General features: G+C 75.3%; 7 protein-coding genes. 3 read left to right on the forward strand and 4 right to left on the reverse strand.

The window, feature by feature from the left end:
• Positions 1–355: 355 nt before the first annotated feature.
• Positions 356–1,111: a GPP34 family phosphoprotein gene (locus ACFVFR_RS29005; RefSeq protein ID WP_383707036.1), complete on the reverse strand. Its 756-nt coding sequence runs from the start codon at positions 1,109–1,111 to the stop codon at positions 356–358.
• Between the two features lie 605 nt (positions 1,112–1,716).
• Here ACFVFR_RS29005 and ACFVFR_RS29010 point away from each other — a divergent pair.
• Both ACFVFR_RS29010 and ACFVFR_RS29015 read left to right on the forward strand, forming a co-directional pair.
• The gene (locus tag ACFVFR_RS29010; protein ID WP_383707038.1) at positions 1,717–5,118 is read left to right on the forward strand and encodes a D-alanyl-D-alanine carboxypeptidase; all 3,402 of its coding nucleotides are present in this window, start codon (positions 1,717–1,719) and stop codon (positions 5,116–5,118) included.
• A gap of 458 nt (positions 5,119–5,576) precedes the next feature.
• A complete protein-coding gene (locus ACFVFR_RS29015; protein ID WP_383707040.1) occupies positions 5,577–7,445 on the forward strand; it encodes an MFS transporter in 1,869 nt (622 codons plus the stop codon).
• A 77-nt stretch (positions 7,446–7,522) separates the two neighbouring features.
• Here ACFVFR_RS29015 and ACFVFR_RS29020 read toward each other — a convergent pair whose 3' ends face one another.
• Entirely contained in the window at positions 7,523–8,812 is a 1,290-nt protein-coding gene (locus ACFVFR_RS29020; protein WP_383707042.1) for a nucleotide disphospho-sugar-binding domain-containing protein, read from the reverse strand.
• A 7-nt stretch (positions 8,813–8,819) separates the two neighbouring features.
• Entirely contained in the window at positions 8,820–9,593 is a 774-nt protein-coding gene (locus ACFVFR_RS29025; protein ID WP_383707044.1) for a MerR family transcriptional regulator, read from the reverse strand.
• Positions 9,594–9,932: 339 nt separating this feature from the next.
• On the opposite strand from ACFVFR_RS29025, the gene ACFVFR_RS29030 reads away from it, so the two are divergent.
• Positions 9,933–10,364 carry an OsmC family peroxiredoxin gene (locus tag ACFVFR_RS29030; protein WP_383707046.1) on the forward strand — a complete coding sequence of 144 codons (432 nt, stop codon included), beginning with the start codon at positions 9,933–9,935 and terminating at the stop codon, positions 10,362–10,364.
• Between the two features lie 138 nt (positions 10,365–10,502).
• Here the strand turns inward: ACFVFR_RS29030 and recQ are convergent, their stop codons facing one another.
• Positions 10,503–12,797, reverse strand: a complete 2,295-nt coding sequence (recQ, locus tag ACFVFR_RS29035) for a DNA helicase RecQ (RefSeq protein WP_383707048.1) — start codon at positions 12,795–12,797, stop codon at positions 10,503–10,505.
• Between the last annotated feature and the right edge of the window lie 416 nt (positions 12,798–13,213).

Here is a 13,213-nt window from a genome sequence, read left to right on the forward strand (position 1 = left end):
GGGGGGTGCCGCCCCTGGCGGTATGCCGGCCCCCCCGCGGGGGGGCTGGTTGTTGTTTTTGTCCTTTGGGGGCGCGGGGGGCCGCGGGGGGCGGGCCCCCGCGGGTCCTGCGTCCTGCTCGATGGCGCCGTGGTCGGCGTGGTGCTGGTTGTTCTGATGGTGCTGGTGGTGCGTGGGTGAAGCTGGTGGTGCCGGGACGAGCCCGTGGTGCGGTGGCGTCGTGCCGGCCGAGGGGCGCCGCGAGGGCGCCGGGTCGGCCGGCAGAGCGTCGGCTGCGACGGGTCGACCGGACAGCGTCCTGTTCGGTCACCCGTCGACGAAACGGTTTTTCGTCGCGTTCGACGCCAGGCCCTCGTCAGCGAGCGCCGACGCGTGCCATGTTCCCGCTGGCGGACGCCGACGGCGCCGGAACGCTCGTCGCGGTGTCCGCCACGGGCCGAGCCCCGGCGGCCTGCCGGCCGGTGGCCGGAGCTCGCCTCGGCTGAGCGGCGACACCGTTCTGTACGTCCATCACGGCGTGCGCCACGAGCCCGCCCATCGGGTCGTGCCTGATCAGGTCCCGGAGCCTGGAGCGCGACGAACGCCCCTCGTTGCCCGGGTAGAGGTGCTTGCCGAGCCCGACCGCGTGGGCCAGGGCGGCAAGCGCCGCGGTCCGCGGGTCCGGCGGTATGCCGGTACGGATCGCGTTATCGAGCCGGGCCCTGATCTCCCGGCTGATGGCCGTCTCCGTCGCTTGGTAGCGCGTCGTCGGCAGCACCCCGCACATCTGGCCCGCCACGGCATGCACCATGCCGCACCGCTCCAGGTGCGTGAGATACGTCTGGCGCAGCCCCAGTCGGGGCCCGCCGATCCAGTGGACGGCCCGCACCGGACTGCCGCGTCGGCGCAGCAGTTCGAGCGCGGAGTCCAATGTCGGATCTCCGGTCGGCCGTGGTAGCACCACGGCGATACGATCCCCATCTGGGGCTATCCGTCCTGCCAGAGCCAGCTCTACTAGCTGGGCCCCGGCAAGGCCGAGGTCAAGCGACTGCGGCTGCGCCGTGGTTCCCGTGGCCGGGTCCAAAGCGAGCAGCAGAAGCTCCTCCGGAATTGTTCTGCGGCTCCTGCCCATCCATGCCTCCCCGCGTGGATGAATGACAGGGTGACCCCTCTCACATTGGTCTGTCGAGAGCGCGTGGGCACTTCGAGCGGGAACCGGTAGGTATGTCGTTCTCGTCTAGCAGGTGGGCGACGCCCCTTGGCGGAGCGGCCGTGCGGGCGCGCCGTGGCGACACAGGACACTGGACAGACGGTTGGGCGGCGGGACGCGAGGCCATGGGCAGTGGCGCGTCCCGCGCGACGTATTTCGAGGAGGCATCGGTGGCGGGCGAGTCCCCCGACAGGTCAGTGCAGCGAAAGTCATCGGGGGAGACCAACAGGGGCGAACGTGACCCGCGGCTCACCGACCGGGGCGAAGCGGAGGAGACCTCGCGCTCCGCCCCGGCGCGTGAGGGCGCCGCACGGACGGCCGCCGGCACGCCGGGCGCGCGAGGCCGCGCCGCGGCGTCTGGCGGCGCCTCCAAGCCCTCCTCGGGCGCCGCTGGACGCGCGAGCGGGGCCGGGCGTCGACCCGAGGAGGGCGGATCCGAGAACGGCGCGTCCGGCGTGCCGGGGCGCGGTTCGGGCGCGGCCCGGACGCGGACGGAAGCGGAACCGGAATCCGATCAGCGTGAGCCCGTGGGCCGGGAACGGTCCGACGACCAGGCGACGGCGGTCTTCACCACGTCTCGGCGCGCCGGCTCCGACGCGGCGGCGGACGCGCCCGGCGCCAGCCGTGGCCCCCGCGAGGCGGCCGGCGCGGCCGACACCGCCGACGAGCCCGCCGACCGCGCGCGGACGGCGGGCGGCGACGCTGACGGCGCGAGGGTTCGCGCCAGCGAATCGCGTCGGGGCCGCACCGGCGCGGGCGCTACCGCGACCGGCCGTGGTGGCACCGGTTCGGCGGGCGGGTCCAGGGACGCGGACGCGTCCAAGGGCGCCGCTGGCGCCAAGGGTGCGAGCGGGGACGGGAACGCCGGCGGGCCCCAGGACGGGAGCGAGGCCGCGGGTACGGGCCAGCCCCAGGGCACGGCCGGCCGGGCTGGTGCCGGTGGGTCGGGCGAAGGCGACGGGCGGGGCGAGGGCGGCCGGACCGGCGCGGACGACGCGGACGACGAGCCGAGCGCGGGCGAGCGGCGGGGCGAGGCCGCACGCGGTGGCACGGTCGACGCGGACGCGGCGGGAGCGGACCCCGAGGGCCAGGACCGGGCGACCGCGGTCCTGCGCGCCGGTGCGCTGCCGACGCGGCGCGGCGCGGACGCCGCCTCGGGCTCGGGCCCTGACACGGGCGCCGACGCCGACGCGGACGGCGTGGCAGCACCGACAAGCGGAGGCTCCGGTACGGGTTCCGGTTCGGGCTCGGGTTCCGGGTCCGGCGCGAAGTCCCGGGCCGCCGACGCGCCGGCTGACTCCTCGGCGGACGCCGAGGCCGGGTCGGCCGACGGCGAACGGGGCATAGCGGCCGGCGGCGACCACGCCGACCGGAGCACACCGGCCCGCGACGCCAGGTTGCGGGCCGCGGTGGCCGCGTGGGTGGCCAAGGCGGGCCCCGACGACCGGGACGACGAAGCGAGCCGCGACCGGCCCGCCGCCGGTGGCGACGCGCCACGACAGCCCGGCGCGGCTCCGACATCCACGGCGGGCGGGACCTCTCGTACGGCCGACGCGGGCGGCTCCGGGGACGGTACGACCGACGGCGCGGCGGCGCGGACCCCGAGCGACGGGGCGGCGGATTCGCTGGACGAATCGGCCGACGGTGATTCCGTATCCGGTTCCGCTTCGGGAGCGAGTGGGGTCGCGGGCACGCCCGCCGACCGGGCGACGGCCGTGTTCGGCGCGGTACACGGTGCGGCGGCCGGAAAGCGCGTGGCGCGCGACGAGGCCGCGCGGCGCGTGACCGACGGCGCCCGCGACGGCGGGAGCACCGGCGCCGGTGACCGTGACGGTGCCCGCGACCAGGGCCGTGGGGCGAGCGACGGTGCCGGCGGGAGCGACCGCCGGGCCGGCGGGAGCGACGGCGGCACCGGTACCGGCGGCGGCCAGGCGGGCAAGGACGCCGGCCGGACCGGCAAGGACGGCGGCGCCACGGGCGTACGCGGCGAGCGGGGCGGCGGCGATCCGGCCCGGCCGGCGCGCACCACCTCGGGTGACACCCCCACCTCCGTGTTCGGCACGTTGCGCCCGCAGCGGAGGGACGCCGCCGACGACCCCTCCGGCGAGCGCGACACCGCCGCCGCCACGGACCGGGACAAGGAGGCGGGCCGGGGCGCGGACCAGGCTCCGGGCAAGGGCAAGGACGTCGGCGGGTCCGCCACCTCCGACCGGGACGCGGGCCGCTCCCGGGCGGCCGGTGCGGGCGGGCGTGCCGACGCGGACGCGGAGGACGGCACCGTCGACCGCCCGACGACCGCCTTCAAGGCGTTGCGCCCGTCGGACACGCCGAGCGCCGGCACCACCGGCGCGGCTACCGACCGTGGCACCCAGCGGGGCCGGGGCGCCGGCGGGGCCGAGCGCGGCCAGGCGGCCTCGCGGGCCGAGTCCGGCGCCGAGCGGACCAGCCAGTTCGTCCCGCTGAAGTCCGCCGACGAGCGGCCGGCGAAGCCGACCACGGGCACGCGGGGCGCCGCCGCGTCCGCGACCACGGGCGCGGTGCCGGAGGCCGAGCGCACCGCGCGGCAGCCGGTGCTGGACCCCGAGGCCGTCGCGGCCAGGGGCGCCACGGCGGCCCCCGATGCTTCGCAGGCCGTTGGTCCGCAGGCGCCGCTCGACCTGTTGGCGCAGCTCACGAACACGCCGCCGCCTCCGCAGACGCTGACCCGCACCGTCGTGCGCCGGGTCAAGATCTGGACGCCGCTGGTGCTGCTCGTGGCGATCCTGTTCGGGGTCGCGCAGTCGGTGCGCCCGCTGCCGACGCCCACGCTGGAGCTGACCGCGAGCGAGACGTTCACCTTCGACGGCGCCAAGCCCGCCATGCCGTGGCCCGCGTCGGGGCAGGCGGTCGTGGAGGTCGAGGGGCTGGGCAGCCTGGGGGCGTACGGGGAGGAGAAGCCCGCGCCGATCGCCAGTGTGGCCAAGGTGATGACCGCGTACGTGATCATGCGGGATCACCCGATGAAGGCGGGCAGTGACGGGCCCAAGATCAGGATCGACCCCAAGGCGGCGGCCGACGCCGGCAAGGACGCCGACGGCGAGTCCGTCGTCAAGGTGGACGAGGGGGCGCAGATCACCCAGCGGGAGGCGATCGAGAGCATCATGATCGCTTCCGCGAACAACATCGCGCGGCTGTTGGCGCGCTGGGACTCCGGGACCGAGGCCGAGTTCGTCAAGAAGATGAACGAGGCCGCCAAGGACCTGGGGATGCGGAACACCACCTACACCGACCCCAGCGGCCTGAACGCGACCACCGTCAGCACCGCCGCCGACCAGGTCAAGCTGGCCAAGAAGGCGATGGACAACCCGGTCTTCCGGGAGGTCGTGAAGATGCCCAAGTACAAGGACAGCCGGGGCGAGGAGCACGGCAACTGGAACCACCTGGTGCCCTTCGACAACGTGGTGGGCATCAAGACCGGCACCACCACCAAGGCGGGCGGCAACCTGGTGTTCGCGGCCGAGAAGGAGATCGGCGGCACCACGCAGCTGATCATCGGCGCGGTGATCTCGCAGCCCCCGGCCAAGCGGGACAACTCGATCCTGACCGGCGCCCTGGACGCGAGCAAGAAGCTGATCCTCACGACGCAGGACCTGCTCCAGGCCCGCAAGGTCGTCAAGAAGGGCGACGTGGTCGGCGAGGTGGACGACGGTCTCGGCGGGAAGACCCCGGTCGTCGCGGTCAAGGACGTCACGGCGGTGGGCTGGCCCGGCCTGACGGTGGACCTGGAACTGACGGACGGCGGGAAGAAGCTGCCGCACGAGGCGGCGGCGGGCACCGAGATCGGCACCCTGACCGTGGGTGAGGGCCCCGGCCAGGTCAAGGTCCCGGTGGCGCTGGCCGACGACCTGTCCGAGCCGTCCTTCGGCACGAAGCTGGTGCGCGTCACCTGACCCGCCCACCGGCGCGCACCGCCCGACCCGGATCACCCGACCCGCGTCGCGCGGTGCGCGCCCACCGGTCCGCGCGGCCCCACGACACGGGGCGGGCGTAAGTGCCCCCGGCGACCGAGCCGGGGGCACTCCCGCGTCCGCCCGCCGCCCGCGCGGGCACCACCCGGTGGGCCACCTGATGGGCCGGCCGGGCAGGCGGCGCCCGACGCGAGGTGCGTAGGCTCCGTGAACCCCGTGCCCCCGCGCCCGGCTGACCAGTGAAGAGTTGGCGAATGCCGAGGTCACGAGCTCGCCTCAGCTCTGGCACGACGCCCGGCCGTGCTAGCGTCGCGGGGTCCCGATCGGGCCGCCGTCCTACGCGCCCCATCGCGACCCAGCGCGAGACCACCGGGTGGCAGACCCGCCCGGGCAGCGTTGAAGATGGGGGATGACCCTCGGGGAAGACGGGGAGAGCCGCAGTGACCACCGTTGATCCGGCGCGGGCCGAACAGGACCAGGAAAGCGCCGCGGGACTCATACGCGTACCCGCACCACGACGGTCAAAGGAGGACGACGGCGGCTCGGCTGACACCCGGGAGCGGCCAGGCATGCTTCGCCGAATCACCCGGGCGCTGTGTCACCCCGTCCCCGCCGCACTGGTCTTCGCCGGCCTGCTGCACCTGGTGTGGGTGCTGGTGGTCGCCAACAGCGGCGGCGACATGGCCGCACAGGACGCCTGGGCGGAGTTCGCGCTCCAGCACCCCGGCTCGGCGTACAACCTCGCCTGGTACGGGGGCATGCACCCCGTCTCGTACAGCGTCATCTCGCCCTACCTCATGGCCGTGCTCGGCGTGCGCACCACGATGGTCATAGCGGGCACGCTCTCGGCCGGCCTGGTGGCACTGCTGCTGGTGCGCAGCCGCTCGGTGCGCAAGCCGCTGTGGCCCGCGCTGTACGCCGCCTTCGCGCTGGTCTGCAACGCGATCTCGGGGCGGGTCACGTTCGGCCTCGGCACGATGTTCGGGCTCGCCGCGCTCGCCGTGATCTTCGCCTGGCCGACGCGGTGGCGGTCCACGCGGGCCCTGCACAAGGTGCTGCGTTGGCTGCTCGCGGCGCTGCTGGCCGCCCTGGCGACGATGGGCAGCCCGGTGGCCGGCCTGTTCGTGGGCGTCGTGGCGGCGGCCCTGTGGCTGACCAAGCGGCGCTGGGCCGCGTACGCGCTCGGTATCACGCCCACCATCGTGGTGGCCCTGTCCTGGTGGCTGTTCCCCTTCTCCGGCGAGCAGCCGATGAGCTTCTGGTCGGCGGTCCTGCCCTTCCTGTGTGGCGTCGGCGCCCTGGTCTTCAGCCCGCCGCGCTGGCGCACGGTGCGCTTCGTCGGTGGCCTGTACGCGCTGGCCGTGCTGCTGGCCTGGCTGATCCCCTCGCAGATCGGCAGCAACATCACCCGGCTGGGCATGCTCTTCGGCGGCGTCGTGCTCATCGCCGCGCTGCCCGAGTTCCCTCGGCCCAGCCGCGCGGCGCTGCTGCGCACCGGCCGCCAGTGGGTGGCGTTGGCCAGCGCGCTCGTAGCGGTCACCGTGTGGCAGGGCTTCAAGTCGGCGGACGACATCATCAACACCACGCCCTCCGCCGCCTGGGCCCGCGAGCTGGCACCGCTTCTCGACCAGTTCGAGCAGATCAACGCCAAGCAGCGGGGCCGGGTCGAGGTCGTACCGGCCAAGAGTCACCGCGAGTCGTCCGCCCTGCTGCGTTACGTCAACCTGGCCCGGGGCTGGAACCGCCAGGCCGACCTGGAGCGCAACCCGATCTTCTACGACGACTCGCTCACCCCGCACAGCTACCGCGCCTGGCTCAACCGCTGGGCCGTGCACTACGTCGTGCTGCCGGCGGGCAAGGTGGACAACGCGGGCGAGCAGGAGGCGGAGCTGATCACCGAGGGCCTGCCGTACCTGCGCGAGATGTGGTCGAACGCGAGCTGGAAGCTGTACGCGGTGGAGAACCCGACGCCGGTCGCCGAGCCGCCCGGCAAGCTGGTCATCGCCGAGCCCGACCAGCTCACGCTCACCGTCGACGAGGCGGGCCCGGTCCTGATCCGCGTCCCGTACTCGCCGTGGCTGGGCCTCGTGGACGACAAGGGCAAGAGCATCAAGCCGCCCAAGTCCGACATCGAGGGCGGCGTGCCGGTCAACCTCAACGGCTGCCTGACCAAGCGGGTCGTGGAGGCCAAGGACGGGCAGCCCGAGGACGAGTGGACGGTGCTGCACGCGCCGTACGCGGGCACCTACCACATCGCCGCGCCGTACCAGTTGCCCCGCGGCACGCCCTGCCCCGACCACATGGAATAGCGGCCCGAGCCTTCGCCCGGGGCCCCCGCGCGAAGGCCCGCCCCCGCTCCGCGACGGCCGGTGCCCGCCCACCCCGCTCACCCGCCCGCCACCGGGAGGGCCGCGACGGCGCGCACCACCGCCCCCGCGCCGTCCTCCGTGGCGAGCCGGCGGGCCAGCCGCCGGGCTCCGACACCCAGCTCCGGTTCGCCGACGGCCCGCGTGATCGAGGCGGCGAGACGGTCGGCGGTCAGGGCCGCGAAGGGGATCGGTGGCGTGGCCGCGCCGCTGGCGGCCAGCCGGCGGGCCCAGAACGGCTGGTCGGCCAGGACCGGCACCGGCACGCTGGGCACCCCCGCGCGGACGGCCGCCGCCGCCGTGCCCGCCCCCGCGTGCTGCACCACGGCCGCCAGGTGTGGGAAGAGCAGCGCGTGCGGCACCTCGCCGATGGTCAGGACGTCGTCGCCGTGCGCGGCGAGTCCCGCCCAGCCCGACTGCACCACGCCCCGCACGCGCGCGGCGCGCAGCGCCCGCGCGACCAGTTCGCCGAGCCGCTCCCCGTGACCGCCGCCCATGCTGCCGAAGCCGACGAACACCGGTGGCGGGCCGGCCTGGAGGAAGTCCGCCAACTCGGCCGGGAGCGCGGCGTCGGCCGGCAGGTGCGGCCACCAGTTGCCCGTGACCTGCAGGCCGGGCCGCCAGTCCGCCGGGCGGGGCACCAGCGCCGGACTGAACCCGTGCAACACGGGCCAGCCGGCCGCCTCCCGGGCCCGGCGCGCCGCGCGGCTGCCGGCCGGGGGCAGCCCGAGGCGGTGCCGCAGCGCGCGGGCGGCGTCCGCGTGGACACGGTCCACGACGCGCAGCGCGAGCCGCCCGGCGGCCTGGTTGCCCCACCGACCCAGCGACCGGGTGCCGCCGACGACCGGCGGAAAGGCCCCGGTGGGCGCCACCGGCTGGAGGTAGAGGCCCATGCTGTCGACGTCCAGGGCCTCGGCGAGGTGCCAGCCGAGCGGGGCGGTGGTCGTGGAGAGCAGCAGCAGATCGGCGCCGGGGCGGGCCGCCTCGACCATGCCCGGCCCGAGTCGCCCCACGAACGCCGACGCGGCCCGCAACAGCCCGGCCCGCCCCCGGCTCGGCACGCCACCCTCCCCGCCCGCCCCCCGCGTGGCCTCCTCCCGCCCAGCCGTGCCGCGCGGGGTGGCCCCGCTGGCTGCCCGGGGGTCGGCGGGGAGAGGGCGGAAGGCCAGGCCGGCGGCGGTCGCCGCTCCCGCGTACGGCGCGTGCGTGGCCAGCGCGACCTCGTGGCCTGCCGCGCGCAGCCGGGCGCCGACGCCGACGTAGGGCACGACGTCGCCGCGCGAGCCCGCCGCCATGACGAGAATCCTCATCGCCGCCTCACCTGCGCCGGTGCCGGGCGTTGGCGTAGACCGCCGCGTGCAGGAAGTCGGCGAGGCCGGGGCGCTGCTCGGCCGGGGGCACGACCAGGGCGAACGCGCGCGCGTCGGCCACGTAGTCGTCCGCGATGCGGCAGTGCATCTCGGGCGAGCAGGGCACGAACCACTGGCCGATGTGCTGGCGATGCTCCTCCGCCAGCTCGCGGGGCACCTCGCCGTCGGCCGGCGTACCGGCGTCGAACGCGGCCAGCAGCCGCTCGCGCCACGCGCCCGCCTCCGCCATGAGGTGCCGCCAGTCCTCCTTGGTGTGCTCGGCGGCGCGGGCCATCGACCGTTGGTAGCCCTTGCTCTCGCTCCACTTCAGGTGCGCGTCGGTGGCGTAGCTCAGGTCGAAGGCGACCTCTCCGAACACCTCGAAGCGCTCGCGCGGAGAGAGCTCTATCCCCGTGTCGCGCACCGCCATGGCCTGCTCGGCGACCTCCACCAGCCGCCGCAACCCGGCGATCTGCTCGGTCAGTTCGCGGTGCCGCTGACGGAGCGCGTCCAGGGCGTGGGCCGTCGGGTCCTGGAGGATGGCGCCGATCTCGTCGAGGGAGAAGCCGAGCTCCCGGTAGAAGAGGATCTGTTGCAGTCTGGCCAGGTCGGCGTCGCTGTAGAGCCGGTACCCGGCCGGGCTGCGCTCGCTCGGGGTCAGCAGCCCGGCCTTGTCGTAGTGGTGCAGGGTGCGCACCGTCACGCCCGCGAAGCCGGCGACCTGCCCGACGGAATAGCTCATGGAAAGTGTCCTCCCGTTCGGGAAAAGCCTGCGGCCTGACGCGACGTAAGGGTCAACAGGTGCCCGCCGGAACCGCTGTCCGCCGGCGGCACGCCAGGTTCCGCCCGCCCCGCGCGCCCGCCCCCGCGCCCCCCGTGCCCCGTACGCCCCGGGGAGTCCGCTCCCGTGTTCCCGCTCGCTCGTGAGGCCCGTGCGGAGCACCTGCGCGTTACGCCAGCGCGGGGGTCCCGTACGCCAGGCGTTGCCCGATCGCCGGACAACCGCCCGCCTCCGGTCGCGCGGCGTGCCTAAGCTAGGCGGCGCACACCGCTTTTACGCTGAGGAACCGGGAGCACCCGCATGGCAACGACGCGCACCGCCCACACGCACTGGGAAGGCAATCTGCTGGAGGGCAAGGGCACCGTCGCCCTGGACTCGTCCAAGATCGGTACGTACGACGTGAGCTGGCCGGCCCGTTCGGCGGAGCCGGGCGGCAAGACCAGCCCCGAGGAGCTCATCGCGGCGGCGCACTCCTCCTGTTACTCCATGGCCTTCTCGCACGGCCTCGCGGGCAAGGGCTTCACCGTCGAGTCGGTGGACACCCAGGCCGACGTCACCTTCCAGCCGGGCGAGGGCATCACGGGCATCGTGCTGACCGTCAAGGCCCGCGTGCCCGGCCTGTCCGAGGAGGACTTCCAGGCGGCGGCGGCCGACGCCAAGGCGAACTGCCCGGTCAGCCAGGCCCTGGCCGGCGTCAAGAACATCACGCTCCAGGCCGAGCTGCTGGCCTGACGCCCGCCGTGGGGCCCGCCGGCCCCGGTCGCGACGCGCCCACCCGGTGGGCGCCTCGCCTGACGCGACCCGGCCCGGACCCGGCCGCCGCCCCGCGGGGGCGGTGTCAGGTTCGGGCCGGGGCGCGTCGTGGGCCGCTTACGCGCCCTCGTCCCAGAACGGCGGCTCCGGCTCGGGCTCCTCGTCCGCGTCCGACCAGTCGTACAGCGACCCGGCCGCCGGGCGAGGCCCCGCCCCGCCCCGGCCCGCGCCGCCGCCGGCCGCGCCCGAGCCCGCCGGGCCGTCCGCCGTGCCACCACCGGCACCCGCCACGCCGCCCCGCGCGCCGCCCTGGCCCCGCGAACCGGCAGCCGCCGACCCGCCGCCACCACGCGCGGCCCCGGCCGACCCCGCACCGCCCGCACCATCCGCACCGCCCGTGCCCGCGTCGGCCCCGGGTCCGCTCCCGGTGTCCGCGCCGCTGGGCAGGGTGCCGTCGGCGCGCAGTTCGGCCAGGGCGTCGAGGATCGGCTGACCGTACTTGGCCAGCTTGCTCTCGCCGACGCCGGAGACCGTGCCCAGTTCGTCGAGGGTGCTCGGGGAGAGCGCCGTGATCTCACGCAGCGTCGCGTCGTGGAAGATGACGTACGCCGGTACGCCCTGCTCCTTGGCGGTCGCGGCCCGCCAGGCCCGCAGCCTCTCGAAGACCGGAACCAGGGCGTCCGGCAGGTCGACTACGGCGGCCCGCCGTGCCCCGCCGCTCCCGCCGCTCCGGGACTCGGACCTGGTGGCGCGCTTGGCCGGCTCCGGGTCGCGCCGCAGCGGCACCTTGCGCTGGCCGCCGAGGACCTCGCCGCTGGTGTCGGTGAGCACCAGCGTGCCGTACTCGCCCTCGACCGCGAGCAGCCGCTGGGCCAGCAACTGCCGTGCCACGCCCCGCCATTCGGCCTCGCGCAGGTCGGCGCCGATGCCGAAGACCGACAGCCCGTCGTGGTCGTGCTGGATCACCTTGGCGGTCTTCTTGCCGAGCAGGATGTCCACGATCTGCCCGACGCCGAACTTCTGTCGCCGTTCCCGCTGCAACCGCACGATCGTGGACAGGAACTTCTGGGCGGCGACCGTGCCGTCCCAGGAGTCGGGCGGGGTCAGACAGGTGTCGCAGTTGCCACACGGCGTGGACTCCTGGCCGAAGTAGGCCAGCAGGCGTACCCGGCGGCACTCGACCGTCTCGCACAGCGCGAGCATCGCGTCCAGGTGGCTGCCGAGCCGGCGGCGGTGCGCGTCGTCACCCTCGGAGCCCTCGATCATCTTCCGCTGTTGGACGACGTCCTGGTAGCCGTAGGCGAGCCAGGCCGTGGACGGCAGGCCGTCACGCCCGGCACGGCCGGTCTCCTGGTAGTAGCCCTCGACGGACTTGGGCAGGTCCAGGTGGGCCACGAACCGTACGTCGGGCTTGTCGATGCCCATGCCGAACGCGATGGTGGCGACCATGACCACGCCGTCCTCCCGCAGGAACCTGGACTGGTTCGCGGCGCGCACCCGCGCGTCGAGGCCGGCGTGGTAGGGCAGCGCGTCGACGCCGCTGCGGACCAGGAACTCGGCGGTCTTCTCGACGGAGCCGCGCGAGAGGCAGTAGACGATGCCCGCCTCGCCCGGGTGCTCCTGCCGCAGCAGGGCCAAAAGCTGCTTCTTCGGCTCGTTCTTGGGCGCGATGCGGTACTGGATGTTGGGCCGGTCGAAGCTGGCGACGAAGTGCCGGGCGTCCTTGAGGTTCAGCCGTACGGCGATCTCCTCGTGGGTGGCCTCGGTGGCCGTCGCGGTGAGCGCGATCCGGGGCACGGTGGGCCAGCGCTCGTGCAGGGCGGACAGCGCCAGGTAGTCGGGGCGGAAGTCGTGGCCCCACTGGGCGACGCAGTGCGCCTCGTCGATCGCGAACAGCGAGATCTGGCCACGGTCGAGCAGGCGCAGCGTGGACTCCGTGCGCAGCCGCTCGGGCGCCAGGTAGAGCAGGTCGATCTCGCCGGCGAGGAACGACGCCTCGACCACCTGCCGCTCCTCGAAGTCCTGCGTGGAGTTGAGGAAGCCGGCGCGCACGCCCAGCGCCCGCAGGGCGTCGACCTGGTCCTGCATGAGGGCGATCAGGGGCGAGATGACGACGCCGACGCCGCCGCGTACGAGCGCGGGAATCTGGTAGCACAGCGACTTGCCGCCGCCGGTCGGCATCAGTACGAGCGCGTCGCCGCCGTCGACGACGTGCTCGATGATCTCCTCCTGCTCGCCCCGGAAGGCGTCGTAGCCGAAGACCCGGCTCAGCACGCGACCGGCCGCCGAGCCGTCTCCGGCGTCCGCCGCTCCGGCTCTGTCCGCCCGCGCTCCGGGGGCCTCGGACGCGTCGAAGGCCCCGGACGGCGTGGCGGCGTCGTCGAGGTCGTGATCGAGGGGAGGGGGAGTCATTCGGCAATTCTATGGGGGGCGCGGCGGGTACCACGGGCCGTTCCCGCGACGGGAGATCGTCCGGCCGGCCCGACGATCACGCGCGCCCGTCGGGGCCGGGGCGCCGAGCTGGTACGGGGCGGCGCCGGGCCCGGTTCGCCGGTGGGTGCCGACGGCCCCGGGCCGGTGCGCGGGGCGTACACCGTGTCGTACGTCATGCCCGTGCGCGCCCCTCGTCGCACTCCGGGCCGTCCCGTCACCGGCCCGCCGGGGCCGGCACGCCGACCGACGGGCCGGGTCGGCCGAGGGGCGGCCCGACCCGGCGCTGACCCACCCCGGCCGGACGCCACCTCCAGCCCGGCCGGCCCCGGCCCCCGGCCCGGGCCGGCTCGACCAGCCGGCCCCGGCCCGAGCACCCCGGCCCCTCCCGGCCCGGC

This window comes from Streptomyces sp. NPDC057702 (assembly GCF_042799315.1).
Taxonomy (GTDB): domain Bacteria; phylum Actinomycetota; class Actinomycetes; order Streptomycetales; family Streptomycetaceae; genus Streptomyces.

Bases quoted from the DNA above. Each gene is read 5' to 3' on its own strand.
- ACFVFR_RS29005 (WP_383707036.1), bottom strand. From the start codon at position 1,111: ATGGGCAGGAGCCGCAGAACAATTCCGGAGGAGCTTCTGCTGCTCGCT.
- ACFVFR_RS29020 (WP_383707042.1), bottom strand. From the start codon at position 8,812: ATGAGGATTCTCGTCATGGCGGCGGGCTCGCGCGGCGACGTCGTGCCC.
- ACFVFR_RS29025 (WP_383707044.1), bottom strand. From the start codon at position 9,593: ATGAGCTATTCCGTCGGGCAGGTCGCCGGCTTCGCGGGCGTGACGGTG.
- ACFVFR_RS29030 (WP_383707046.1), top strand. From the start codon at position 9,933: ATGGCAACGACGCGCACCGCCCACACGCACTGGGAAGGCAATCTGCTG.
- recQ (WP_383707048.1), bottom strand. From the start codon at position 12,797: ATGACTCCCCCTCCCCTCGATCACGACCTCGACGACGCCGCCACGCCG.